This window comes from Nocardioides zeicaulis, from assembly GCF_042432345.1.
Taxonomy (GTDB): Bacteria; Actinomycetota; Actinomycetes; order Propionibacteriales; family Nocardioidaceae; genus Nocardioides; species Nocardioides zeicaulis.
In genome coordinates, this window is the sequence record NZ_JBHLXH010000002.1 from 137,911 (window position 1) to 162,554 (window position 24,644).

Annotated in this window: 27 protein-coding genes; 20 read left to right on the forward strand and 7 right to left on the reverse strand. The window is 75.4% G+C overall.

Features of this window, described 5'->3' with window-relative positions:
* The 4 genes from ACFFJG_RS15165 to ACFFJG_RS15180 all read left to right on the forward strand — a co-directional run.
* A partial coding sequence (locus tag ACFFJG_RS15165) for an FtsX-like permease family protein (RefSeq protein ID WP_378519622.1) occupies positions 1-1,578 on the forward strand: 1,578 nt, incomplete at its 5' end.
* Between the two features lie 5 nt (positions 1,579-1,583).
* On the forward strand, positions 1,584-2,162 hold the full coding sequence (locus ACFFJG_RS15170; RefSeq protein WP_378519623.1) for a DUF1349 domain-containing protein: 579 nt from the start codon (positions 1,584-1,586) through the stop codon (positions 2,160-2,162).
* Positions 2,163-2,219: 57 nt separating this feature from the next.
* Positions 2,220-2,810 carry an NAD(P)H:quinone oxidoreductase gene (gene wrbA, locus ACFFJG_RS15175; protein WP_378519624.1) on the forward strand — a complete coding sequence of 197 codons (591 nt, stop codon included), beginning with the start codon at positions 2,220-2,222 and terminating at the stop codon, positions 2,808-2,810.
* A gap of 145 nt (positions 2,811-2,955) precedes the next feature.
* Complete coding sequence (locus tag ACFFJG_RS15180) at positions 2,956-3,693, forward strand: GAF and ANTAR domain-containing protein (RefSeq protein ID WP_378519625.1); 738 nt, start codon at positions 2,956-2,958, stop codon at positions 3,691-3,693.
* Here ACFFJG_RS15180 and ACFFJG_RS15185 read toward each other — a convergent pair.
* Genes ACFFJG_RS15185 through ACFFJG_RS15200 form a run of 4 tightly spaced genes read right to left on the reverse strand, consistent with a single transcriptional unit; the run spans position 3,657 to position 6,150 of the window.
* Entirely contained in the window at positions 3,657-4,451 is a 795-nt protein-coding gene (locus ACFFJG_RS15185; RefSeq protein WP_378519626.1) for an SDR family NAD(P)-dependent oxidoreductase, read from the reverse strand. The genes ACFFJG_RS15180 and ACFFJG_RS15185 overlap by 37 nt on opposite strands.
* A gap of 57 nt (positions 4,452-4,508) precedes the next feature.
* Positions 4,509-5,225, reverse strand: a complete 717-nt coding sequence (locus tag ACFFJG_RS15190) for an HNH endonuclease family protein (RefSeq protein WP_378519627.1) — start codon at positions 5,223-5,225, stop codon at positions 4,509-4,511.
* A 32-nt stretch (positions 5,226-5,257) separates the two neighbouring features.
* A complete protein-coding gene (locus ACFFJG_RS15195) occupies positions 5,258-5,749 on the reverse strand; it encodes a DUF5994 family protein (RefSeq protein WP_378519628.1) in 492 nt (163 codons plus the stop codon).
* A complete protein-coding gene (locus ACFFJG_RS15200; protein WP_378519629.1) occupies positions 5,746-6,150 on the reverse strand; it encodes a hypothetical protein in 405 nt (134 codons plus the stop codon). Before ACFFJG_RS15200 ends, ACFFJG_RS15195 begins: the two co-directional genes overlap by 4 nt.
* Before the next feature lie 103 nt (positions 6,151-6,253).
* Here ACFFJG_RS15200 and ACFFJG_RS15205 point away from each other — a divergent pair, with 103 nt between their 5' ends.
* Positions 6,254-7,897 carry an ABC-F family ATP-binding cassette domain-containing protein gene (locus ACFFJG_RS15205; RefSeq protein WP_378519630.1) on the forward strand — a complete coding sequence of 548 codons (1,644 nt, stop codon included), beginning with the start codon at positions 6,254-6,256 and terminating at the stop codon, positions 7,895-7,897.
* 9 nt (positions 7,898-7,906) lie between these two features.
* Here ACFFJG_RS15205 and ACFFJG_RS15210 read toward each other — a convergent pair whose 3' ends face one another.
* The 3 genes from ACFFJG_RS15210 to ACFFJG_RS15220 all read right to left on the reverse strand — a co-directional run bounded on the left by ACFFJG_RS15210 (position 7,907) and on the right by ACFFJG_RS15220 (position 10,710).
* The gene (locus ACFFJG_RS15210) at positions 7,907-8,821 is read right to left on the reverse strand and encodes an SDR family NAD(P)-dependent oxidoreductase (protein WP_378519631.1); all 915 of its coding nucleotides are present in this window, start codon (positions 8,819-8,821) and stop codon (positions 7,907-7,909) included.
* The gene (locus ACFFJG_RS15215) at positions 8,811-9,671 is read right to left on the reverse strand and encodes an SDR family NAD(P)-dependent oxidoreductase (RefSeq protein WP_378519632.1); all 861 of its coding nucleotides are present in this window, start codon (positions 9,669-9,671) and stop codon (positions 8,811-8,813) included. Before ACFFJG_RS15215 ends, ACFFJG_RS15210 begins: the two co-directional genes overlap by 11 nt.
* 94 nt (positions 9,672-9,765) lie before the next feature.
* A complete protein-coding gene (locus ACFFJG_RS15220) occupies positions 9,766-10,710 on the reverse strand; it encodes a DICT sensory domain-containing protein (protein ID WP_378519633.1) in 945 nt (314 codons plus the stop codon).
* Between ACFFJG_RS15220 and ACFFJG_RS15225 the strand changes: the two genes are divergently transcribed.
* The 15 genes from ACFFJG_RS15225 (at position 10,698) to ACFFJG_RS15295 (ending at position 24,640) form a co-directional block, all read left to right on the forward strand.
* A complete protein-coding gene (locus tag ACFFJG_RS15225) occupies positions 10,698-11,741 on the forward strand; it encodes a polyprenyl synthetase family protein (RefSeq protein WP_378519634.1) in 1,044 nt (347 codons plus the stop codon). The genes ACFFJG_RS15220 and ACFFJG_RS15225 overlap by 13 nt on opposite strands.
* Positions 11,738-12,622: a phytoene/squalene synthase family protein gene (locus tag ACFFJG_RS15230; protein WP_378519635.1), complete on the forward strand. Its 885-nt coding sequence runs from the start codon at positions 11,738-11,740 to the stop codon at positions 12,620-12,622. The genes ACFFJG_RS15225 and ACFFJG_RS15230 overlap by 4 nt, the downstream gene beginning before the upstream one ends.
* Positions 12,619-14,232, forward strand: coding sequence for a phytoene desaturase family protein (crtI, locus tag ACFFJG_RS15235; RefSeq protein WP_378519636.1), 1,614 nt, complete (start codon positions 12,619-12,621; stop codon positions 14,230-14,232). The genes ACFFJG_RS15230 and crtI overlap by 4 nt, the downstream gene beginning before the upstream one ends.
* Positions 14,229-14,549: a lycopene cyclase domain-containing protein gene (locus ACFFJG_RS15240; protein ID WP_378519637.1), complete on the forward strand. Its 321-nt coding sequence runs from the start codon at positions 14,229-14,231 to the stop codon at positions 14,547-14,549. Before crtI ends, ACFFJG_RS15240 begins: the two co-directional genes overlap by 4 nt.
* A complete protein-coding gene (locus ACFFJG_RS15245) occupies positions 14,546-14,881 on the forward strand; it encodes a lycopene cyclase domain-containing protein (protein WP_378519638.1) in 336 nt (111 codons plus the stop codon). Before ACFFJG_RS15240 ends, ACFFJG_RS15245 begins: the two co-directional genes overlap by 4 nt.
* Entirely contained in the window at positions 14,878-16,296 is a 1,419-nt protein-coding gene (locus tag ACFFJG_RS15250; protein WP_378519639.1) for a cytochrome P450, read from the forward strand. The genes ACFFJG_RS15245 and ACFFJG_RS15250 overlap by 4 nt, the downstream gene beginning before the upstream one ends.
* The gene (locus tag ACFFJG_RS15255) at positions 16,289-17,437 is read left to right on the forward strand and encodes a glycosyltransferase family 2 protein (protein WP_378519640.1); all 1,149 of its coding nucleotides are present in this window, start codon (positions 16,289-16,291) and stop codon (positions 17,435-17,437) included. Before ACFFJG_RS15250 ends, ACFFJG_RS15255 begins: the two co-directional genes overlap by 8 nt.
* Positions 17,437-17,934, forward strand: coding sequence for a glycosyl-4,4'-diaponeurosporenoate acyltransferase CrtO family protein (locus ACFFJG_RS15260; RefSeq protein WP_378519641.1), 498 nt, complete (start codon positions 17,437-17,439; stop codon positions 17,932-17,934). Before ACFFJG_RS15255 ends, ACFFJG_RS15260 begins: the two co-directional genes overlap by 1 nt.
* Positions 17,931-18,812, forward strand: coding sequence for a phosphatase PAP2 family protein (locus ACFFJG_RS15265; RefSeq protein ID WP_378519642.1), 882 nt, complete (start codon positions 17,931-17,933; stop codon positions 18,810-18,812). Before ACFFJG_RS15260 ends, ACFFJG_RS15265 begins: the two co-directional genes overlap by 4 nt.
* Positions 18,809-19,438, forward strand: coding sequence for an isopentenyl-diphosphate Delta-isomerase (gene idi / locus ACFFJG_RS15270; protein ID WP_378519643.1), 630 nt, complete (start codon positions 18,809-18,811; stop codon positions 19,436-19,438). The genes ACFFJG_RS15265 and idi overlap by 4 nt, the downstream gene beginning before the upstream one ends.
* A gap of 111 nt (positions 19,439-19,549) precedes the next feature.
* The gene (locus tag ACFFJG_RS15275; protein ID WP_378519644.1) at positions 19,550-20,116 is read left to right on the forward strand and encodes a heme NO-binding domain-containing protein; all 567 of its coding nucleotides are present in this window, start codon (positions 19,550-19,552) and stop codon (positions 20,114-20,116) included.
* A complete protein-coding gene (locus ACFFJG_RS15280; RefSeq protein ID WP_378519645.1) occupies positions 20,088-21,524 on the forward strand; it encodes a sensor histidine kinase in 1,437 nt (478 codons plus the stop codon). Before ACFFJG_RS15275 ends, ACFFJG_RS15280 begins: the two co-directional genes overlap by 29 nt.
* Positions 21,525-21,661: 137 nt before the next feature.
* Positions 21,662-22,495 (forward strand): SigB/SigF/SigG family RNA polymerase sigma factor, encoded by an 834-nt coding sequence (locus ACFFJG_RS15285; protein WP_378519646.1) that lies wholly within the window; start codon positions 21,662-21,664, stop codon positions 22,493-22,495.
* A 106-nt stretch (positions 22,496-22,601) separates the two neighbouring features.
* Positions 22,602-23,432 (forward strand): UbiA family prenyltransferase, encoded by an 831-nt coding sequence (locus ACFFJG_RS15290; protein WP_378519647.1) that lies wholly within the window; start codon positions 22,602-22,604, stop codon positions 23,430-23,432.
* A complete protein-coding gene (locus ACFFJG_RS15295) occupies positions 23,429-24,640 on the forward strand; it encodes an NAD(P)/FAD-dependent oxidoreductase (RefSeq protein WP_378519648.1) in 1,212 nt (403 codons plus the stop codon). The genes ACFFJG_RS15290 and ACFFJG_RS15295 overlap by 4 nt, the downstream gene beginning before the upstream one ends.
* The last annotated feature ends 4 nt before the right edge of the window (positions 24,641-24,644 follow it).

Consider the following 24,644-nt stretch of genomic DNA (forward strand, 5'->3'; position numbering starts at 1 on the left):
GCGGCGGCCGGGGCGCTGGTCGGCGTCGCGAGCGTCCGCCTGCTCGCCGGCGCCGCCGGATGGGTGTGGTCCCTGCCGGTCGTCGCCGTGGCGACGGCCGCACCGCCGCTCCTCGGCGTGGCACTCGCGGGGGCCACGACGCGGCGCGACCGGGCGCCGGCCAACCGCACCGCGCGGCGCTCCCGGGCGCGCGCCGCCGGCGGGCTGCGGGCGCTCGTCGAGGTGGTCGTGGGGGCGACCGCGGTGCTCGCGTGGGTGGCGCTGCGGCAGCGCGGCGTCGTCGGGAAGGACGGCACGGGTGGCGACGCCACCGCCGCCAGCGCGGCCGTGTGGGTCTCGGTCGCGGCCGCGCTGCTGCTCCTGCGGGTGCTGCCCGCCGCCCTGGCCGCCCTGCTCGCCGCGACGCGCCGCCTCGCCGGTGCGGTCCCGCTCTTCGTCGCGGCGCGGCTCTCGTCCACCCCGGGCCGCGCGCTGCCCACCGTGGCCGTCGTGGTCGCGGTGTCGCAGCTCGTCCTCGGCGTCTCGCTCGTCGTCACGCTGCACCACGGCCAGGCGGCCGGGGCGCGCGTCGCGGTGGGGGGCGACGTCCGGTTCGACGCGCGCCCCGACCCCGCCGTCGCGCGGCTCGCGAGCCAGGTAGCGTCCTCCCCCGGCGTGCGCGCCGCCGCGGCCGCCCGCGTCGAGGACGGCGTCCGCGTGTCCGGCTCCGACGGCTCGGCGCTGGTGCGGCTGGTGGCCGTCTCCCCCGCCGACCTCGCCCGGGTCCGCGAGGCATCCGGCCTCCCGGGTGGCGACCTCGACCGCCTCGCCGGCGACCGCCTCGCCGGCGACGGCGACGGCGACGACGACGACCGGGTGCCGGCCCTCCTCCTCGGCGGCACCGCCGGCCTGCGCCGGGTGCCGAGCCTGGACTGGGAGGGCGTCCGTGTGCCGCTGGAGGTCGTGGGGGACGCACCCGACCCCGGTGCGGGGAGCGATGCGGTGCTCGTCGTCGACGCCACGTCCCTCGCCCGGGCCGGGGTGGCGGCGGCGCCCGACACGGTCTGGGCCTCGGGCACCGGCGCCGCAGCCGCCGTCAGCGAGGCCGCCCGCCAGGCGGGCGCCTCCGGAGCGGTCGTCACGTACGCGGGTGAGCTGGCGCGGCGACGCGACGCCCCGCTGCCGTCGGCGATGACCGACCTGGGGGTGGCGTCGTGCGTGGTGCTGCAGCTGCTGGCGCTCCTGGCCGTCGCGCTGGCCGCGGCGTCCGACGCGCCCGAGCGGCGCTCCTCGGTCGGTCGCCTCCGCGCGCTCGGGCTGCCCCGGCGCGACCTGACGCGGGTGCTGGCCGGCGACCTCGTGGCGCCCGTGACCGTCGCGTCGGCGGTCGGCGCGCTCGTCGGCGCCGTCTGCGCCCACCTGGCGCTGGGCTCGTTCGCGCTCGAACGGCTGACGTCCACGCGCCAGCCGCCGGCCGCCGTCGTGCCGTGGTGGACCGTGGGGTCGGTCGTCCTGCTGGTGTGCGGGGCCGGGCTGCTCGCGGTGGCGGAGTCGCGACGGGTCCGCGGCACGCCGCTGGCCCGGTTGCTGCGATCCTGATCGACGTGGACCACACCTTCACGACCGACGGCGCCCAGTGGCTGCACGAGCCGTCCTGGCGGGTCGAGGGCGACGAGCTCGTCGTGGACGCCGTCGAGGGCAGCGACCTGTGGCGCCACACCAGCTACGGCTTCGTCCGCGACACCGCCCACGCGCTGCTGCGACCGGTCGCCGTGGGGCAGGCCTGCGAGGTCGACGTGCACGCCTCCATGTCCGAGCAGTTCGACCAGGCCGGCCTGCTGCTGCGAGTCGACGAGGAGCGGTGGCTGAAGGCGGGCCTCGAGCGCGCCGACGGTCGCCTGGGGCTCGGGGTCGTGATGACCGACGGGCGCTCCGACTGGTCGACCGCACCGGTCGACGACTGGGCCGGCACCTGGGTGCGGGTCCGGGTCAGCGTGGCCGCCGACAGCGTGACCGTCCGCGCCCGCCCGGAGGGCGGGGCGTGGCAGCTCGTCCGCCTGGTGCCATTCGCGACCTCGGGTGCTGCGCTCGCCGGTCCCTACTGCGCCGCCCCGAGCCGCAGCGGCTGGACGGCCCGCTTCCGTGCCCTCGCGACGACGTCCGCGGACGACGCGCTCCACTGAGCCGCGCCACCTCCCCTCGGGGGTGTGAGGCGGGCCACGTCGCGCTACCGTCGAGGGATGACGAAACTTTCAATCATCTACTACTCCAGCTACGGCACCGCCCACCAGATGGCGACCCGCCTGGCCCGGACGGCCGAGTCGCAGGGCGCGGAGGTGCGCCTGCGCCGCGTGCGCGAGACCGCACCCGACGAGGTCGTCCAGTCCGTCGAGGGCTGGGCCGCGCACGCCGCGTCGGTCGCCGACCAGCCGGTCGCCGAGCCCGAGGACCTCGCGTGGGCCGACGCGGTCATCATGGGCTCCGGCACCCGCTACGGCCACGTCACCAGCCAGCTGCAGTCGTTCATCGACACGCTCGGACCGCTCTGGCAGGAGGGACGCCTGGCCGACAAGGTCTACTCGGCCTTCACCTCGAGCCAGACCCTCCACGGCGGCCAGGAGACCACCCTCCTCGCCATGATCACGACGTTCGCCCACTTCGGCGGGATCATCGTGCCGCCCGGCTACACCGACCAGGTGAAGTTCAACGACGGCAACCCCTACGGCGTCGGCGTGGTCACCGGCGCGGGCGGGGTCGATGACGCCGCCAACGACGCCCTCGACCACATGGTCACCCGCGTGCTCACGATCGCCCAGCGCCTGGAGTCCTGACGGTCCGCGTCCCCCGGGTGTCCGCCGTGCACCGCGCGGACGCCCGGGGTCGAGCCGGCGACAGGGCGCACGAGGTGTGTCACGCTGTCAGGTCACGGCGGTGGTACCCACCACCGCCCGCTCGGAGCGTCCCGGAGGGACATCCATGGAGACCGACGACCGCGCTCACCTGCTCACCCGGCTCGCCCTGGAGCTGCAGTCGGCCCGCGACACGGAGCCGACGGCCGATGCCGTCATCCAGCAGACGCTCGACCTGGTCCCGGACGCCGACTGGGTGAGCCTGACCCTCAGGAGCGCGCGCCGGCGGTTCGTGACCCTCGCCGCGACCGCCGAGGTGGCCAGCACGGCCGACGAGCTCCAGTACACGCTGAGGGAGGGGCCCTGCGTCGACGCCGCCCTCGACGGCGACTGGTACCGCAGCGGCTCGGTGGGCGACGACCCGCGCTGGCCCACCTGGGGGCCGCGGGCCGCCGAGGTCGGCGTCGCCTCGCTCCTCAGCGTCAAGCTCGCGACCGAGGACTCGGTGCTCGGTGCCCTCAACATGTACTCGGGGACGCCCGGTGCGTTCACGGACCGTGACAGCGTGGACTTCGCGGTGCTCTACGGCGCGCACGCCGCCGTCGCCCTGACCGCGGCCCGCGAGATCTCCGGCCTGCACAGCGCCATCCACTCGCGGCACACCATCGGCCTCGCCCAGGGCATCCTGATGGAGCGCTACGGCCTCGGGGTGGACGCCTCGTTCAGCCTCCTGCGCAGGTGCTCGACCGACCTCCACCTCAAGGTGGCCGACGTCGCCGCCGACATCGTGACGACACGGCGCCTGCCGGTGGCGACGACAGCCTCGCCTCAGAGCGAGCCGACCGACCCCGCGTCCACCCGGTAGTTGGCGCCGTTGACGAAGCTGGCGCGCTCCGAGCACAGGAACGCGATCACGGCCGCGACCTCCTCGGGCTCGCCGCGGCGCCCGAGCTCCATGAACGGGCGCTCCTCCTCCAGGAAGGAGGCGATCGCCTCCTCGCGGCTGGTCCCCTGCTCCTCCGCGCGCTGGTCCATCATCGCGTCGGTCATCGGCGTGCTGATGAAGGCCGGGGAGACGCTGTTGACCAGCAGGCCCTCGGCGGCGTACGTGCGGGACAGGCCCTTGGCGAACGACAGCAGGCCGGCCTTGGCGGCGCAGTAGGGCAGCTCGTCGTCGTAGGGCTGCACCGCGTCCTCGGAGCTCACGAACACCATCCGGCCCCAGCCCCGTCGCAGGTCGGCGAGGAACGCGTGGCTGACCCGCACGGCCGACATCAGGTTGGTGTCGAGCACGCTGGTGAAGTCGTCGTCGCTGAGCTCGTGGAAGGCGCCCGTCGGACCGGTGACGCCCGCCCCGTGCACGACGATGTCGACCTCCCCGACGGCGTCGCGCACGCCCCGGCGCAGCGCGTCGAGGTCGCCCTCCCGCGACAGGTCGGCGACCACCACGTGCACCCGGGCGTCGCCGGGCAGCGACGCCCTCGCCCCCTCGAGCGCGTCGCGGTCGGTGTCGGTGAGCACCACCTCGACACCCTCGGCGACGAGCGCCGCCGCCGTCGCGCGCCCGATGCCACCTGCTCCGCCCGTGAGGAGGGCCTTCCTGCCGTCGATGCCGAGGTCCATGCCGACACCCCACCACCTCGTCGCCGGGGCCGCCCACCCCCGCAGGGGTCGGACGGCTCAGCAGCGGTCGAGCATCTCCCGCAGCGCTCGGACCTCGCTCGGGTCGGCGGCGAGGTCGTACCTGCTCTTCACCCGCACCCACCGGACGGCGTAGGCGCACTGGTACGCCTGGCGCGGGCGCCAGGCGGCCGGGTCGTCGTCGCCCTTGCCCGCGTTGGTGGGCCCGTCGACGGCCAGCAGGTTGCGCAGGTCGTTCGCGTAGGTGCGCCGCTCGTCCCCATCCCACCGGTCGGCGCCTGAGGCCCACGCCTCGGACAGCGGGACGACGTGGTCGATCTGGACCGCCTGCGCCTGGGCGAGGTCCTTGAGGTCGTCGAGGACGATCGTGGTGCCGGTGTAGGGGTCGACCCACGTGCCGGCGAGCACGTCGTGGTCGCACGCACCCTGCTGCCCGACCCGCGCGGTGCCGGCCACGGCGTCGCGCAGCAGCACGTCGTCGCGCTGGTTGCACCCGTTGTCGTCGGTGTCGGCCCAGGCCGAGCCGAAGGCGTCCCGGTCGTAGTCGTCGGGGTGGGCCCGGTCGCCGGTGCGGAGGCCGGCGAGCCGCTCCTGTGCCTCCGCCCGCGGCTCCAGCCCGTGGTCGGCGCGGGCGGAGTCGGGAGCGGAGTGGGGGGTGGAGCTGGGGGTGGAGGGCAGGACCGCGCACGAGGTGAGCGCGGCCACGAGCGGAGCCAGGAGCACGCCCAGCACCCCCGCACCACCTCGCGTCCGCACCGCCCGATCGTGGCAGACACCACCCGCGTCCCTTAGAGCCGGTGCGGCCCGTGGTGCTCGCCGTCCCAGATGTCGTGCCCGATCTCGCTCTGGTCCGGTCCGGACAGCCCCAGGAGGGAGCCCGGCGACTGGAGGTTGGCGCCGGCCGACGCAGCATCGAGGACGACCTGCGCGCGCACCGAGTCGGTGTCGTGCGGCACGACGACCAGGCGGAGGCGTTGGCCGGAGGCGAGCGTGACGACCATCAGGTGCGTGTCGTCGCTGGCGTAGGAGCCCATCCGGACCGTGCCGCCCGCGGTGACGACCCGGTGCCACCGGTCGGTGCCCTCGACGGCGTCCCAGTCGGGGCGGGAGAACAACAGGCTCCGCACGTCGTCGCCCGACAGGGCGAGGTGCTCCACGAGGCGGGCGGCCTCGCTGGCGAGGTCGCGCGAGCGCGGCCACCACGCACCGTCGACCGGACCGGACCCGGCGCTGCCGCCCAGCGCCACGCGCACCCCGGGTGCGGGCGACCGGTCGCTCACGGCCCGGTGGCCGTCGCGGCTCGGGCCAGGACCTCCGCGGCATCGGCGCGAGCAGTGGCCTCGCTCGTGAAGCAGCAGTCCGAGACTCCCAGGTGGGCGCCGTCCATCGCGCGCGCCGTCCACCTCCACTGCGCGGGCACCGCCTCGCTGACGACGACCGTCGCGCGGGCCGCACCGGTGCGGAACGCGTGCGCCGCCTGGTCGGCATGGCCTCGGGTCGCATGGGGACGACCACCCCTGGCGACCACCTCGCCGTCCTCGTCGAGGAGGGTCCACCACGCGTCGCGCATCGCCGAGTGGGTGACGAACGTCAGCCGTCGCGGCGACCCGCGCCCCGGGCCGGCGGCGGGCTCACGCACCGCGGGGGCGGGGTGGACATCGGGACCGTTCGACGTCGCCATGACGTCCACCTCTCGGCCGGGTGCGGGTCGTCCGGACAGACACCCCTTCCCAGCGCTCTCCCCGACCCTACGCCGCACCCCCAACGGCGCTAGGCTCCCGGCCGTGCCAGCCACGCTCGTCGCCAAGGACCTGTCCGGTGGACACGGTCACCGCGTCCTCTTCGAGGGCCTCGACCTCACGGTCGCTCCCGGCGACGTGATCGGGGTGGTCGGCGCCAACGGCGCGGGCAAGTCGACCCTGCTCTCGCTGCTCGGTGGCGCCGCGACGCCGATGGCGGGCTCGGTGGCGAGCGCACCCGCCGACGCGTTCGTCGGGCTGCTGCCGCAGGAGCACGAGCGGGTGCCGGGCGAGACCGTCGCGCACTACGTCGCCCGCCGCACGGGCGCGGCACAGGCGACCGCGACCATGGAGCAGACCGCCGCCGCGCTGGGCTCGGGGGCGCCCGGGGCGGACGATGCGTACGCCGCCGCGTTCGACCGGTGGATGGCCAGTGGCGCCGCCGACCTCGACGACCGCCTGGCGCCGGTGCTCGCCGACCTCGGCCTCGAGGTCGGGCCCGACGCCCTGATGACCTCGCTGTCGGGCGGGCAGGCCGCCCGGGTGGCCCTGGCGGCGCTGCTGCTGAGCCGCTTCGACGTGGTGCTGCTCGACGAGCCCACCAACGACCTCGACCTCGACGGCCTGGCGCGGCTGGAGGCGTTCGTGCAGGGCCTGCGCGGCGGGGTGGTGCTGGTGTCCCACGACCGCGAGTTCCTCGGCCGGTGCGTGACACGGGTCGTCGAGCTCGACCTCGCGCAGCACCAGGTCACCGTGCACGACGGCGGCTACGACTCCTTCCTCGAGGAGCGGGCGATCGCGCGCCGGCACGCGCGCGAGGCCTACGACCAGTACGCCGCCACCCGGGCCGACCTCGTCGGCCGCGCCCGCACCCAGCGCGAGTGGAGCTCCCAGGGCGTGCGCAACGCGATGCGGAAGAGCCCCGACAACGACAAGATCCGCCGGAAGGCCGCGACCGAGTCGTCGGAGAAGCAGGCGCAGAAGGTGCGGCAGATGGAGTCGCGCATCGCCCGGCTCGAGGAGGTCGAGGAGCCCCGCAAGGAGTGGGTGCTGCAGTTCGACATCGCGGCGGCCCCGCGCTCGAGCAGCGTCGTGGCGACCCTCAACGCCGCGGTGCTGCGCCTGGGCGACTTCACGCTCGGCCCGGTCTCGGCGCAGGTCGAGGCCGGCGACCGGATCGGCATCACCGGACCCAACGGCGCCGGCAAGACCTCCCTGCTGCGCCTGCTGCTGGGCCGGGCCGCACCCGACGAGGGGTCCGCGGCGCTGGGGGCCTCGGTCGCGGTGGGCGTCATCGACCAGGCCCGCACCGGCCTCGACGAGCAGCTGCCGCTCGGCGACGCCTTCGAGGCGGTGGTGCCGGAGTGGACGCGGGCCGACGTGCGCACGCTGCTGGCGAAGTTCGGGCTCAAGGCCGACCAGGTGGCCAGCGCGGTCGGGCGCCTCTCCCCCGGCGAGCGCACCCGGGCGGCGATGGCGCTGCTGCAGGCGCGCGGGGTCAACCTGCTGGTGCTCGACGAGCCGACCAACCACCTCGACCTGCCCGCGATCGAGCAGCTCGAGCAGGCGCTCGCGTCCTACGACGGGTCGCTGCTGCTGGTCTCGCACGACCGGCGGCTGCTGGAGAACGTGCACCTCGACCAGCACTGGGAGGTCGCGGCAGGCCAGGTCACCGTCCGCCACGTCTGAGGCGTCCGGTCAGCGTCGTCGCCGCGTCCCCCACCAGCGCCACCCGCCGCGCTCGGCCTCCAGCTCGGGGCGGGGCGCGAGCACGTTGCCCGGGTGGACCGGCACGGGGCGACCTCGCAGGACGACACGGTCGACCAGGAACGGCGCGAGCACGTCGTACACCCCGGGCAGGAGGCGGAAGCCGGCGACCGCGACCCGGTTGGCCGGACCCACGTGCACCATCCGGCGCGGCCGGTCGAGCGCCCGCACGCACGCACGGGCGACGGCCTCGGGCGCCACGACGGGCGGCGGCGCGTGGCCGGCGCGGCCGGCCCAGGAACCGCCCTGGGCGTAGATCGGGGTGTCGATGGCGCCGGGGAGCACGAGCGACACGTGGAGGTCGCGCTCGCGCCTGGTCTCGCCCTGGAGCGAGCGCACCAGCCCGAGCTGGGCCCACTTCGCGGTGCAGTACGTCGACATGGAGGGCACCGCGATCTCCGCGAGCAGCGACGACACCACCACCAGCGAGCCTCCCCCGGAGGCGCGCAGCGCGGGCAGCGCGGCCCTCGCCAGCTCGAAGGTGCCCCGCACGGCCACCGTCGTGACCTGCTCGAACGCCTCGGGGTCGACCTGCTCGACCGTCCCGTAGGCCATCGTCTGCGCCGAGGTCACCACCGCGTCCAGGCCCCCGAAACGTGCCACCGCGGTCGCGACCGCGTGCTCGGCTGCGCCGTGCTCGGCCAGGTCGGCCACCACGCCGACGGCATCCAGGGCGCCGAGCGCGACGAGCTCGCGCGCCACGGCCTCGACGCGCTCGGGCGAGCGGGAGGCCACCGCGACCCGCGCCCCCGAGCCGGCCAGCAACCGGGCCGTGGCCAGGCCGATGCCGGACGTTCCGCCGACCACCAGCACCGACCGCGGGGTCCCCTCGTCGTCAGCCGGCACGGCGAGCCTCCCGGTCCGCGGTCTCGGTGCTGCGGTGCGAGACCCGCTCGAAGACGGGGCCGACCAGGCGGTCCCAGGCCCAGGGCACCGCGGTGAAGGCCGCGATGAGCGCCTGGTTGACCAGCGAGGTCTGCACGCTGCGGCGGTGCTGCTCGATCGCGCGGACGATCGTGCGGGCGACCGACTCGGGCGGCAGCACCGGGGGCGGTGGGGTGTTGACCGCACCGGCGTCGTCGAGCGCCTCGTCGTAGATCTCGGTGTCGACGCTGCCGGGCGCGACGTGGACGACGTGCACGTCGGGCAGGTCGATGTTCTCGATGTGCAGCTGCCGGGCCAGCGCCCGCACGCCCCACTTGGACACGACGTAGGGCGTCATGCCGGGCACCGCGACGTGGCCAAGCAGCGAGCCGACCAGCACGAGCGTGCCGCGTCGCTGCTCGCGCAGGACCGGGACGACGTGACGCGCGACCGTCATCGCGCCCAGCAGGTTGGTGTGCACGACGCGACGTGCGTCCTCGGCGTCGGCCTCCTCGACGCGGCCGTAGGTGACGATGCCGGCGCAGTGCACGACCACGTCGAGACGGCCGTGGCGCCCGCGCCCCTCCGCCACCGCGGCGGCGACCTCGTCGTCCTCGTCGACGTCGCAGGACGTCACCCACGCCGACGCGGCGCCCGCGGCGCGGCACTCGCGCGCGACGTCCTCCAGGGCGTCGACCCGGCGGGCCAGCAGGCCCACGTGGTCGCCGCGTGCGGCGAGCGCGATCGCGGTGGCGCGGCCGATGCCGCTGGACGCGCCGACGACCAGCGACACCGTGGCGCCCTCACCCGTGCTGTGGTGGTGCTCGGTCACCGCGTGCTCCTCGATGTGGTCGGGCGGTCAGGTCTCGTTGCTACCCCGGGGCGTGGTCGTCCAGTCGCCCCTCCACCCGCTGGGGCGGTCACCGTCAGGCACCCCGCTCGAGGTAGGCGAGCATCCGGTCGAAGAGACCGGCAGCGCGCAGGAGGTCCGCCGACGGTGCCGCCCCGCGCCGGGGGTCGTCGGCCAGGGCCCCGGGGGCGAGGTGCGCGGCGAGGTCCGGCCGGTGCTGCCGGGCGATCGCCACCGCGGCGCGGCTGGCGGTGCGCACCACCCGCGGGTCCACCGACCACACCGCCTCGAAGCGGCGTCCCGGGGCCGCCGTCCCACGCTCGTGCGGCAGCTCGACGGCGCAGAGCACGGCGGGCAGGTCGTCGGCGTCGCAGACCACGAACCACTCGCGGTTGAGCGCGGAGTCGTCGGGCAGGACCACCTCGGTGACCGCAGGGTCCCGGCCGGGCACGACGGCGTCGGCGTGGGCGAAGACCACGGTCGAGCGCGCCGTCCGGGCGAGCTCGGACCAGCGGTCCCACGAGCGGGCGAGGTACTCGCGCCGCTGGAAGCCACCGAAGAGAGCCGGCGCCGCGGCGAGGGCGCAGCACTCGTCCTCGATCGCGTGGCTCAACGCGATCAGGGTGGGTCGTCGGTAGGTGCGCGCCACGACCTCCGGGTGGTGGCGACGGACCTCGGCGAAGACCGAGCGCGGCGCGGTCGGCGCCGACGTCACGTGCTGCACGGCCGCCTCGAGCGACAGCCCCGAGCGGCGGTGGGCCAGCAGCTCCTCGACCGCGGCCACGTCCTCCTCCGCGTAGCGGCGGTGGCGCCCGGCGTCGTGAGAAGGTGCGAGGAAGCCGTGCCGGGCCTCCCAGCTACGAATCGTGGAAACGGGTACTCCAGTGCGTGCGGCCAGGTCTCCGATGCTCAGGGAAGGCCTCGTTGACATGCGAACCTCCACATCGTGCGTCGACCGGCTTGCCCGGTGTGCGTAGATTAGCCCCCACCACCACAGGGGAGGACCCGATGACCCGCACATCGGCAGACGAGGCACTCGACCGCCTGCTCGAGAGCGGTCGCGAGCGCGCGGCAGCGATCGACGCCCACCACGCCCGCCTCTGGGAGGCCCTGACGGTCGCCACCCACGGCGGCAAGCGGTTCCGGCCGGCGCTCGTGCTGGCCACCCACGACGCGCTGGGCGGCACCCTCGCCGAGGCGGCTGCCGAGGTCGGCGCGGCGGTCGAGCTGCTCCACACCGCCTTCGTGGTGCACGACGACGTCATCGACGGGGACCACGTCCGGCGCGGACGCCCCAACGTCAGCGGGACGTTCCGCGCCGAGGGCCTCGCCGGCGACATGGCCGCCGAGGACGCCGTGCACTACGGCAGCACCGCCGCCGTCCTGGCCGGCGACCTGGCGCTGGCCGCCGCCGTCCGGGCCGTCGCCACCTGCGGGGCACCCGCGACCGAGGTGCACCGCCTGCTCGACCTGTTCGACGCCGCGCTGCACACGACGGCGGCCGGTGAGCTCGCCGACGTGCGCCTCTCGCTCCTGGCCGGACCCGCGACCCTGGCCGAGAGCCTGGTGATGGAGCAGCAGAAGACCAGCGCGTACTCCTTCAGCCTGCCGCTCCAGGCCGGGGCGGTGCTGGCCGGCGCCGACGCCCGCCGCGTCGACCTGCTCGGCGAGGCGGGCCGGCTGCTCGGGATCTCCTTCCAGCTGGTCGACGACCTCATCGGCGTCTTCGGCGACCCGTCGCGCACCGGCAAGAGCGCGACCAACGACCTGCGCACCCGCAAGCAGACCCCCCTGCTGGTGCACGCCGCCACCACCGCCGAGTGGGCGCAGGTCGGCGCCCACCTCGGGCGAGACCTCGACGACGACGACCTGCAGGAGGTGCGCCGGCTGCTCACCGCGAGCGGCTCGCGGGCCTTCGTGGAGGGGCTCGCCGACCGCCACCTCGCCGAGGCCCGCGGGCTGCTGGCGGAGGCCGGCCTCGAGCCCGCCCTCGTCGACGGCCTGCTGCCGGCCCCGGCGCTCCTGCTCACCGGGACGGAGGTCGCGGCATGACGCTCTTCGTCCGGCGCGCCGAGCCCCGCACCCTCTACGACGTCGTCTGCGACGCCAGCTCCGCGCTCGTGATCCGCGAGTACAGCAGCTCCTTCGGCCTCGCCTCCCGCCTGCTCGGCGAGCCCGTGCGCGGGCAGGTGCGCAACGTCTACGCCCTCGTGCGCGTGGCCGACGAGGTCGTGGACAACCCCGACCCGGCGATCGGCACCGAGGCCCGCGAGCAGATGCTCACCTGGCTGGAGGACGACGTGCGCCACGCCCTCACCGTCGGCTACAGCGCGAACCCGGTCGTCCACGCCTTCGCCCGCACCGCCGTGGAGGTGGGCATCACGATGGACGTGGTCGAGCCGTTCTTCGCCTCCATGCGCGCCGACCTCACCGAGCGGCGGCACACGCCGGAGAGCTTCGAGCGCTACGTCTACGGCTCGGCCGAGGTGGTCGGGCTGATGTGCCTGCGCGCCTTCGTCGCCGCCCCCGACGGCCCGCTCGACCGGGCCAGGGCCTACGACGCCCTCACGCCCGGGGCCCGCCGCCTCGGCGCCGCCTTCCAGAAGATCAACTTCGTGCGCGACCTCGCCGAGGACCACGACCTGCTGCACCGCTCGTACTTCCCCGACCTGGTCGTGGAGGAGTTCTGCGACGCCGACCGCGACCGGATCCTCGACGACATCGACGACGACCTCGCCGTCGCGGCGCAGGCGCTTCCGGGCCTGCCCGGCAGCAGCCGTCGCGCGGTGTGCGCGGCCCACGCCACGTTCGCCGAGCTCTCCGCCCGCCTGCGGGCGACCCCGGCCCCGGAGATCCGCCGCGCGCGGGTCCGCGTGCCGGCTCCGGTCAAGCTGCGCATCGCCGCCGGCGCGTTCTACGGAGGACGTTCGTGAAGTACCGCCTGCCCGACGCCCTCTCCCGGCGCTCCTCCGCCCCCGCCCCCGGCCCGCAGCGGGTCGTCGTCGTGGGCGGCGGCATCGCCGGGCTCGCCACCGCCGCGCTGCTCGCCTCCCGGGGCCACAGCGTCGACCTGCTCGAGAAGAACACCGAGCTCGGCGGCCGGGTCGGCAGCGTGGAGCGCGACGGCTTCCGCTTCGACACCGGCGCGTCCTGGTACCTCATGCCCGAGGTCTTCGACCACTTCTTCGAGCTGCTCGGCACCTCCACCGAGGCCGAGCTCGATCTGGTCACCCTCGACCCGAGCTACCGCGTGTTCTTCGAGGGCGAGCCCGAGACCGTCGACATCCGCCCCGACCGCGCCCACAACCGGTCGGTCTTCGAGCGCCTCGAGCCCGGCTCGGGGCCGCGGTTCGACTCCTACCTCGCCTCGGCCGCGTCGACCTACGACATGGCGCTGCGACGCTTCCTCTACAGCAACTTCGACTCCCCCTCGGCCTTCCTGCACCCCGACGTCGTGCGGCGCACCCCGCTGCTCGGCCGGCTGCTCACCCGGTCGCTGGAGAGCCACGCCGCGGCGGCCTTCGAGGACCACCGGATCCGCCAGGTGCTCGGCTACCCCGCGGTGTTCCTCGGCTCCGCCCCCGACCGCGCGCCGAGCATGTACCACCTGATGAGCCACCTCGACCTCGGCGACCGGGTGCTCTACCCGATGGGCGGCTTCACCCGCCTCATCGAGGTCATCGCGGCGCTCGCCGAGCGGCACGGCGCCCGCCTGCACCTCGGCGCCGAGGTGACCCGCATCCGCACCCGGCCGGGCGCCGGCGGTCGTGCCGCGGTCGACGCCGTGGAGCACGTCGGCCCGGACGGCACGATGACCACGCTGCCGGCGGACGTCGTGGTCGGCGCCGCCGACCTGCACCACCTCGAGACCGCCCTGCTCGACCCCGACCTCCAGACCCACCCGGAGCCGGTGTGGCAGGGCCGCTCCCCCGGCCCCGGCGCGGTGCTGGCGATGCTCGGCGTCGAGGGCTCGCTCCCCCAGCTGCCGCACCACTCGCTGTTCTTCACCACCGACTGGAAGAGCAACTTCGGCGACATCTTCGGCGACAGCCCGCAGGTGCCCGACCCGGCGTCGGTCTACGTCTGCAAGCCGTCGGAGACCGACCCGAGCGTGGCTCCGGAGGGATGCGAGAACCTGTTCGTCCTGGTGCCCGTGCCGGCCGACGTGTCCATCGGCCACGGCGGCGACCAGGGGGCCGGCTCGCCGGTGGTCGAGCGCGCCGTCGACGCGGCCATCGACCAGGTGGCGTCGTGGGCCGGCGTCCCGGACCTCCGTGAGCGCATCCGCGTGCGCCACACCGTCGGCCCGGAGGACTTCGCCACCCGCTACCACTCGTGGCGCGGCGGCGCGCTGGGCCTGGAGCACACGCTGCGCCAGAGCGCCTTCCTCCGCCCGGGCAACACCTCCGCGAAGGTCGACGGCCTGCTCTACGCAGGGTCCACGACCGTGCCCGGTGTCGGCCTGCCGATGTGCCTGATCAGCGCGGAGCTCGTGCTCAAGAGGCTGACGGGGGACCGCTCCGTGCTGCCGGTGGGCGGATGAGCCACGCCGCCTACCTCGCCATGCTGGCGTTCTGCCTGGCCGGCACGCTCCCGCTGGTGCCGGCGTTCCGGCTCACGGTGCTGCGGCAGCCGCGCCGCCTGCTCCTGACCATCGCCTTGGCCGGGACGCCGTTCCTCGTCTGGGACCTCTACGCCACGCACGCCGGGCACTGGTGGTTCGACGCCGCCCAGACGCTCCCCCCGCGCGTCGCGGGCCTGCCCCTGGAGGAGATCGCCTTCTTCGTGGTGATCCCGCTGGTGTCCGTGCTCACCTACGAGGCGGTCGGGGCGGTCCGGGCACGAGGGGGCAGGCAGTGAGCTACACCGCCCTCGCGGTCCTCGGCGTCGTGGCGGCCGTGGTCCTCGACCGCTGGGTCGCGCGCACCCGCATCACCAGCACCCGCCAGTGGTGGGGCGCCTACGCGATCATCGTGTTCTTCCAGCTCCTCACCAACGGCTGGCTCACCGGGCGGCGGATCGTGCAGTACGACCCCGCCACCATCCTGGGCGACGACCGCGTCGTGCTGCTCGGGGCGTGGCGGATCCTCTATGCGCCGGTCGAGGACCTGATGTTCGGCTTCGGCCTGGTGCTGGCGTCGTGCGTGGCCTGGACCTGGCTGGGTCGTGGCCGGGAGCAGGCCGCCGGATGAGCGTCGCCACCCGCCTGCAGTCCCTGCAGCAGACGATCGAGCAGTCGACGCAGCCCACCGACGTGGGCGTCCCCGGCCCGACACCGGGCGACATGGCGCGCGCGTTCCGCTCGGTGCGCCGTGACCCGCTGACCTTCCTGGGGCAGGTCAGCGAGCACTACGGCGACCGGGTGTCGTTCCCGGTCCCCGGCGCGCCGGCACTGCTGCTCAACCACCCCGACGACGTGCGCCACGTGCTGCAGGTCTCGGCCCGCAGCTGGGGCAAGAAGACGATCCAGTACGGCGCCCTGGCGCGCGTCACCGGTCAGGGGCTGCTCGCCTCGGCCGAGCCGAGCTGGATCGAGCACCGCCGCATGGCGGCGCCCGCCTTCCACCACCAGCGGCTGGAGGCGGTCAGCGACCAGGTGCGCGCCGCCGCCGACGGCGCGATCGCCGCAGGCGTCCCCCACCTCGTCCCGGGCACGTCCCGGCTCGTGGACGTCGCCGCGCTCACCCACCGCATCGGGCTGGACGCCGTGGGGCGGGCGCTGTTCTCCGCCGACCTGTCCGGGCACGCACAGAGGCTGCTCGACGCCACGAGCGACGCCGCCGAGCTGGTCGTGCGCCTGGGCCGGTCGGTGGTGCCGACCGCCCGGTGGGCACCGACCCCCACCAACGTGCGGCTGCGCATCACCCGGCGCCGGCTCGACGCGATCACCGCCGAGCTCGTCGCCGACCGGCGGGCCCGCGGTCGCGCGGGTGGCTCGGCGGCCCACGGCGACGACCTGCTCGGCCTGCTCCTCGACAGCGGGCTGGACGACGCGGCGATCCGGGACGAGCTCGTCACGATGGTCATCGCCGGCCACGAGACCGTCGCCGGCGCGCTCACCTGGACCCTGATGCTGCTCGCCGAGCACCCCAAGGCCCAGGAGCGCGCCCGCGCCGAGCTCGCGGCGATGCCCGCCCCGGTCTCGATGCTCGACCACCGCGACCGGCTCCCGTGGACGCGGGCCGTGATCGACGAGGCCCTGCGGCTCTACCCGCCGGCGTGGGCGATCTCGCGCCGCTCGACCGCGCCCGACGTCCTGGGCGACCTGGCCGTCCCGGAGGGCACCCTGGCCATCATCAGCCCGTGGGTGGTGCACCGGCGCGAGGACCTCTGGCCCGAGCCGCTGGCGTTCCGCCCCGAGCGGTTCCTCGACCCCGGGGCGGGCCGCACCGGCTACCTGCCCTTCGGGCTGGGCCCGCGCCTGTGCATCGGCCGCGAGTTCGCGATCGGCGAGATGGCCGTCGCGCTGGACCGCCTGCTCGCCACCCACCGCGTCACGCTCCCCACCGGGTGGCGGCGCCCGCGCCCGGAGGCGCAGGTGGCGGTGCACCCCGAGGGCGGGATGCCGCTGCTCCTCACCCGGCTGCGGGCGGACCTCCGTGGGTGACCTGCTGCTGGTCGCGCTGCTCCTCGGGGCGATGGCCGTGCCGTGGCTGCTGCTCAGGCGCCCGCTGACGGTCCCGGCGGCGACCCCTGGTCCGGCCACCGGCCCCGCGGTGTCCGTGGTGGTGCCCGCCCGCGACGAGGAGCGCGCGCTGCCCGCCCTGCTCGGCGCCGTGCACGCCTCGACGGTGCCGGTTCGCGAGGTCGTCGTCGTCGACGACGGCTCCGGTGACCGCACGGCGGCCGTGGCCCGCGACGGCGGGGCTCGCGTGCTCCCCGCCGGCACGCCGCCGCCCGGCTGGACGGGCAAGGCGTGGGCCTGCCACGTCGGCGCCGGTGCCGCGACCGGCGACCTGCTGCTCTTCCTCGACGCCGACACCCTGCTCGCCCCCGACGCGCTGGCTGGCCTGCTCGCGCTCCGTGCCGCGCACGGGGGCCTCGTCTCGGTTCAGCCCCACCACCGCGTCGAGGAGCCGCACGAGCAGCTCTCGGCCTACTTCAACGTCGTGGCCCTGATGTCGAGCGACGCGTTCTCCGGGCGCGCCACGACCAGGCCGATGGCCTTCGGCCCGTGCCTGCTCACCACCCGCGACGACTACCTCGCCGCGGGTGGCCACGCGGCGGTGCGCGGCGACGTGCTGGACGACGTCGCCCTCGCCCGCGCCTACGACGGCGCCGCGCTGCCGGTGACCTGTGCCCTCGGCGGCGACGAGGTCACCATGCGCAGCTATCCCGCCGGTCTGGGCCAGCTCGCGGCGGGCTGGACGAAGAACATGGCCTCCGGCGCCACCGCGGCCGCACCGCGGGCGTCCGCGGCGACGGTGCTCTGGGTGTGCGCGCACCACGCGGCAGCGGTGGGGACGCTCCTGGCCGCGGCCGGCGCCCTCACCGGGCGCGACCTCGTCGCCGGCAGCGCCCTGCTGTGGCCGGCGGCGTGGGTCGTGCTGGCGTGGCAGCTGCGGTCGCTGCTCCGGCTCGCCGGGACGTTCCGCTGGTGGACGTGGGTGCTCTTCCCGGTGCCCCTGCTGGCCTTCGACCTCGTCTTCGCGCGCTCCGCGCTCCTCACCGGCGTACGGCGCACCGTGCAGTGGCGGGGCCGGGAGGTCGACCTGCGCGCCGGCCGCACACCGGACGAGGCCGGCTGATGCTGCGCTACGTGATGCCGATGTGGCTCACCGTGCTGGTCGACGTCGCGGCGTGGGGGGTCTTCCACGCCGCCACCGGCTACGCCGCCCACCGGGTCCCGGCGGAGCGGCTGGCGCGCGACGGGTGGTGGCTGCGTGCCCGGTCGTTCGAGCGGCGCGGCCGGGTCTACCGGCGGGTCTTGCGCATCCACCGGTGGAAGGACCGCGTCCCCGAGGCGGGTGCCCTGTTCGACGGCGGCATCAGCAAGCGCGAGCTGCCCGCCCGCGACCCCGAGGGGCTCCGGGTCTTCGTGCAGGAGACCCGCCGCGCGGAGCTCGCGCACTGGTGGGCGATGGCCTGCTCACCGCTGTTCCTGCTGTGGAACCCGCCGGTCCCGGCCGCGCTGCTGGTGGCCTACGGCGTGCTGGTGAACCTGCCGTTCATCGCCATCCAGCGCTACAACCGCTTCCGCACCCAGCCGGTGCTCGACCGGCTCGCCCACCGGAGCGCCCGGTGACGGCCGTGGTGCGGGAGTCGCCGTCCGCCCCGGTCGGCGAGCGGCCCACCCGGCACGGGCCCATCGCGCAGCTCCTCATCGCCTGGTCGCCGCTGAGCGTGATCCTGGTGGCCTACGTGGTCGCCCAGTGGATCAGCGACCCCCTGGGCACCGGCGACGGCGCCGCGACCAACCGCGTCGGTGCCCCGCTGCACGTCGCCGCCCCGGCGCGGGGCGACGAGGCGCTGTTCGGGACCGTCCCGACCGTCTGGCTCCAGGCGCGCCTCGGCACCGGCACGGCCCACTGGTACGACGCCGTCGGCGCCGTCGTCTACCTCACCCACTTCGTCGCCATCCCCCTGCTGACCGCCGTGGCCTGGTTCCGGTGGCGCGAGCGCTTCCGCGGCTGGATCGTGGCGGTGCTGACCATGACCCTCGTCGGCACCGTGACCTACGTCGCCTGGCCGGCGGCGCCGCCGTGGCTGGCCTCCGAGCACGGGGTCATCGGCGACGTCGACCGCACCTCCTCGCTCGGGTGGGAGTGGCTGCACCTCGACGTCGTGGCCCGCCTCACCGAGGGCGGCCAGGGCGACAGCAACCCGGTGGCCGCGATGCCGTCCCTCCACGCCGCGGCCGCGCTCCTCGTCGCCCTGTTCGCGTGGCCCTCGGTGTCGCGCTGGGCCCGCGCCGCCCTCCTGGCCTATGCCCTGGCGATGGCGGCGGTGCTCGTCCAGACCGGCGAGCACTACGTCGTCGACGTCCTGGCGGGCTGGGCCGTGGCCGTCGCCGGTGTCGTCGCGGGCGCCTTCGCCACGTCCGCGCTGGCCTCGCGCTCGAGCCCACCCGCCGCACCCCCCGTCGTACCGTCCAGCCCGTCGACCGAACGAGGTGTCCCGTGACCACCGCTCCCACCACCCCCGACCCCAGCCCCGAGCCCAGCCCCGAGCCCGTCGAGCAGGTCGTGCTGCTCGACGAGGCGGGCCGCGCCGTGGGCACCCACGACAAGGCGACGGTGCACCACGCCGACACGCCCCTGCACCTCGCCTTCTCGTGCTACCTCTTCGACGACGCCGGCCGCGTGCTGGTGACCCGCCGGGCGCTGCACAAGCGCACCTTCCCGGGCATCTGGACCAACGCGTGCTGCGGCCACCCCGCCCCCGGCGAGCAGCTGGAGCCGGCCGTCCACCGGCGCGTGCGCTCCGAGCTCGGCTGCGAGGTCGAGGGGCTGCGGCTGCTGCTGCCGGCGTTCCGCTACCGCGCCGAGCAGGACGGCGTCGTGGAGAACGAGATGTGCCCGGTCCTCGTCGCCCGCATCGCACCCGACGACGAGGTGCGCCTCGACCCCGACGAGGTGGCCGAGTCGGTGTGGGTGCCGTGGGAGGAGTTCCGCCGCGACGTCCTCGACGGCACCCGCTCGGTCTCGGCGTGGTGCCGGCAGCAGGTCGAGCAGCTCCCGGAGGAGCCGTGGACCGCCCCCGCCGCCTCGACGGACGGCCTGCCGCCCGCCCTGCGCCCGGCGGCCTGAGTCACGTCGGGCCCGCCGCGGCCCCGGACTTGCCCGTTCGCCTGTGCTGACGCCCGGATCGACCTACGCTTCCGTGGACAGGTGTACGGGGAGTCGACGGGAGGGCCACACGTGAAGGGCATCATCTTCAACCTGCTAGAGGAACGTGTGGAGCACGAGGGCGGACCTGCCGCCTGGGACGGCCTGCTCGAGTCCGCGGAGGTCGACGGCGGCTACAGCGCCATCGGCGACTACCCCACCACCGAGCTCGTCTCGCTCGTCGGCGCCCGCGCCCGCGCGCTCGACTGCACCGAGGCCGACGCGGTCCGCGACTTCGGGCACGGCGCCCTGCTGAGCCTGGCGGAGAAGTTCCCGGCGTTCTTCACCCCGCACACCACCACGCGCGACTTCCTGCTCACGCTCAACGACGTCATCCACCCGCAGGTGCGCAAGCTCCACGCCTGCGCGCGGCCGCCCGAGTTCGACTTCACCGTGATCGGTGACGACCGGCTCCGCATGGTCTACCGGTCCGAGCGGCAGCTGTGCGGCATGGCCGAGGGGATGGTCGCCGGGGCGGCCACCCACTTCGGGCAGAGCGTCGAGATCGTCCAGGAGGAGTGCGTGCTCACCGGCGCCGACGCCTGCGTGCTGGACTGCACCTTCCGCGACCGTGACGACCGTGCTGAAGTCGGTCGCTGACCCGAGCGCCGAGATCGCCCTCCTGCAGCGACAGCTGGAGCGCGAGCGGCGCGCCAGACGCATGGCCGAGGAGGTCGGCGAGAGGTCGACCTCGCAGCTCTACGAGACCGTCCAGGAGCTGCGCCACGCCCAGGGCCAGCTGCGGCAGCACCTCGAGGACCAGCAGCTGGTGCACCAGCTCTCGCTCGACCTGCGGCGCGACCTCGACCCCCAGGGGATCATGCGGCGCGCGGTCACCTCGGTGGGTGCGGCCGTCGAGGCCGACCGCTGCCTGGTGCGCTTCGCCGACGGCTCCGGGATCGGCCGGATCGCCGAGCAGTGGTCCGCCCCCGACGTCCCCCCGGTGACCTCGGGCACCACGCTGCCCCCCGAGCTGGCCCGGCTGTCCCTGGCGGCCGCCGACGAGCACACGACCCTGGTCGTCGACGACGTGCTCGCGGACCCACGGCTCTCCTCCGAGGGCGCCGGACAGGTCGTCGACGCCCTGGGAGCGCTGTCCTACCTCGGCACGCCGATGCGGATCGGTGACCGGCTCATCGGCTGGCTGGTCCTGCACGCGACCACCCACGCGGCACCGTGGTCGGCGCGCCAGCTCGCGGTGGTGGAGGGTGTCGCCGACGCCCTCGGCATCGCCCTGATGCAGGCCGAGACCCACGCCCACCAGACCGAGGCGCTGGAGCGGCTGCGGGCGGTGGACCAGGTGAAGACGGAATTCGTCTCCACGGTCTCCCACGAGCTGCGCACGCCCGTGACCAGCATCAGCGGCTACGCCCAGCTGCTCCTCGACCCCGAGGTCAGCGAGCTCTCCGAGGACCAGGAGCGGATGGTCTCGGTCGTCAGCCGCAACGCCGACCGGCTGCTCAACCTCATCGAGGACCTCCTCTCGCTCTCCCGGGCGGACGCCGGGGACCTGTCGCTGCCGCCCGGCACCGTGGACCTGCTGGCGGTGCTCGACGACGTACGGGCGGGCGTGGTGCCGCTCGCCCGCCGGCGCGGCATCGACCTGGTCGTCGACGGCGACGAGCACCTGCCGAGGATCCCGGGCAACCCGGACGCGCTGGAGCGGGTGGTGTTCAACCTCCTCTCCAACGCCCTCAAGTTCTCCGCGGACGGGTCGGGCGTCACCGTCACGCTGCGGCAGCAGGACGCGGGTGTCGTGCTCACCGTCCGCGACACCGGGATCGGGATCCCCGAGGCCGACCTGCCCCTCGTGTTCGACCGGTTCCACCGCTCCCCGCTGGCCGTCGAGCGCGCGATCCAGGGCACGGGGCTCGGCCTGTCGGTCGTGCGGAGCACGGTCGAGCTGCACGGCGGGAACGTGAGCATCGACTCCCGGGTCGGCGAGGGCACCGAGGTGCGCGTCTGGCTCCCCCTCGACGACGGGGTGGACGACGGGGTGGACGGCTGACCCTGGACAACTTCGTCCAAGGTTTGTCCAAGGTTTTCGTTTTTCGGCTGTTCCACCCTGTCCTCGTCTCCAAGGATGGTGCGTGCGGGACCCGAGAGGGTCCCGACCACTTCCCGCCGTCCCTCCCAGGAGAAGCCGTGGCCACGATCACCGTCCTCCCGCAGCGCCCCGGCGCCTCCGACGACCCGTCCGCTGCGGGCACGACGACGTCGCGGACAGGTCGTACCGAGCACGTCGTGGAGCGGTTGCGCGCCGCCTCGACGGACGCGGAGCGGCAGCAGCTCGTCCACGAGCTGATCGAGGTCAACGTGCCGGTCGCCCGAGCCCTCGCCTCCGGCTACCGCAACCGCGGCATCGACCTGGACGACCTGCGCCAGGTCGCGCTGATGGGCCTGACCAAGGCAGCGCAGCGCTTCGACCCCGAGTCGGGGCACGACTTCCTCGTCTTCGCGGTGCCGACGATGCGTGGCGAGCTGCGCCGTCACTTCCGCGACTCCGGCTGGATGATCCGGGTGCCCCGGCGCATCCAGGAGCTCCAGGCGCGGATCGGCCGCGAACAGCACGTGCTGCACGCCCGCCTGGGCCGGGCCCCGCTCGCCACCGAGCTGGCCGACCACCTCGCCGCTCGGCTCGAGGACGTCGTCGAGGCGCTCGCCGCTGAGGACTGCTTCCGTCCCACCTCGCTCGAGGTGGCGGTCGGCGGCGACGACGGCACCAGCACGCTCGGCGACCTGCTCGGCTGGGAGGACCCCGGCCTGGCGTCGGTCGAGGCGCGGGTCGTCCTCGGCACCCTCGTCGGCCAGCTCTCCGAGCGCGACCAGCGGATCCTGCACTGGCGCTTCGTCGACGAGCGCACGCAGCAGGAGATCGCCGAGCTCGCGGGCGTCACCCAGACCCAGGTCTCGCGCATCCTCACCCGGCTGCTCAGCCGGCTGCGCGACTCGCTGTCCGAGCCCGCGCCGGCGGCCTGACGGCACGCTCCGGGAGCGCGGACCGCGACTGGTCCTCGACCGGGTGGGTACCGTCGCACCAGGGAGCCCGACCGGGTCCCGGACGAGGGAGCCCGAGGAGGGCCGGATGACCGCCGAGCTGTCCCAGGGCCACCGTCCCGGTGGCACCGCAGCCGCGCGCGGCCTCGTCGCGGCCGCCCACGCCGGACCCGCCGTGGCCGTCACCGTCCTGGCGGCGCTGCTCGCACTGGCGCAGGGGCTCGACCCCGGCCGTACGGTGCTGCTCGTGGCGGCCGTGCTCGCCGGCCAGCTCTCGATCGGCTGGAGCAACGACCTGGTCGACCTCGGCCGGGACCGCACGACCGGGCGCGCGGACAAGCCGCTCGCCACGGGAGCGGTGTCGCCGACCCTGGTGCGGGGCTGCTGCGGCGCCGCGGTGTTGGCGTGCGTCGCGCTGTCGCTGGCCTGCGGCACCGCTGCCGGGCTGGTCCACCTGGTCTGCGTGGCCGCGGGCTGGGCCTACAACCTCGGCCTCAAGGCCACCGTGCTGTCCTGGCTGCCCTACGCCGTCGCCTTCGGGGGGCTCACCGTCTTCGTCGCGCTGGCCGACGGCGACCGGGCGCCGTGGTGGTGGCCCGTGTGCGGCGCCCTGCTGGGCGTCGGCGCCCACCTGCTCAACGTGCTGCCCGACCTCGACGACGACGCCGCCACCGGCGTACGAGGCCTCCCGCACGTCCTCGGGCGACGCCGCATCGCGCCGGTGGCCGCCGCCGTGCTGGTGGCCGCGAGCGCCGCGGCGCTCCTCGGCGCGGCACCGGCGCCGGCCGTGACGGCGGTGGCGGCCCTGGCCGTCCTCGGCCTCGCGGTCGCCGTCGTGACGGCCGCGGGCCGGCGTCCGTTCGTCGCCGCGGTCGGCATCGCGCTGGTCGACGCCGCGCTGCTGGTGGTGGGCCGATGACCGCCGCGCACGCCACCGAGCACTGGGACCTGGTCGTCGTGGGCGCCGGCCCGGCGGGTGCCTCCGCCGCGCTCGGCGCGCTGGCCGAGCGACCCGGCCTGCGGGTGCTGCTGCTCGACCGGGCCGACTTCCCCCGCGACAAGTCCTGCGGCGACGGCATCGCCCCGCACGTCCTCGACGCGCTGGCCGGGGTCGGCGCCGGCGACGTCATCGACGACTGGACGCCGCTGCGCCACCTGACGCTCTCGCACGGCTCCGTCGAGGTCTCCGGCGAGATGCGGCGCGAGGTGCACGTCGTGCCGCGCCGGGTCCTCGACGCGCGCCTGGTCGAGCGCGCCGTCGCCGCCGGCGCGGTGCTCCGCCGCCACCGGGCCACCTCGATCGACCCCGGTCCGGGCGACCCGGTCGTCTCCGCCGAGATCAGCGGCCGGGTCGTCGTCGGCGCCGACGGTGCCCACTCGGTCGTGCGCACCACGCTCCTGGGCACCACGCGACGCACCCGCGCGATCGCGATCCGCGGCTACGCCCCCACGACGCCGGAGATCGCCGGCCGGCAGGTGATCCGCTACGGCGACCGCCGCCAGCCCTCCTACGCCTGGGCCTTCGACCGGGGCGACGGGCTGGCCAACGTCGGCTACGGCGAGCTGCTCCCGGGCGAGCGCGACCACGACCTCACCCCGAGCCGGAAGCTGCTGCTGGAGCAGCTCGAGCTGTTGCTGCCGGGGGCCGCGAGCACCGGGTCGGACTGGCGCGGCCACCACCTCCCGCTGAGCGGGTGGCGCTGGGACCAGCCCGACGGCGCCGTCCTGCTGGCCGGCGACGCCGCCGGCCTCGTCAACCCGATGACCGGCGAGGGCATCTACTACGCCGTGGCCACGGGCATCGCCGCCGGCCGGACCGCCGCGCGCTGCCTGGCCGCCGGACGACCCGAGGACGCCGGCGCGCGGCACCGCGACGACGTACGCCGTCTCCTCGGCACGCACCTGCGCCACACCTGGACCGCGTCGCGGCTGGCGCGCTCGCCGCGGGTCGTCGACGCCGGCATCCGCGCCGCCGCCCGCGACCGCCGCGTCTTCGACACGCTCGTCGAGATCGGCCTCGGCGACGGCCGCATCGACCCCCGGCTCGCCGGCGGCCTGGCGCGCTCGCTGCTCCCGGGCCGCTCCCGACCCGCTGCCCCTCCCCCGACCCCGACAGCCACGAGGTGACCGA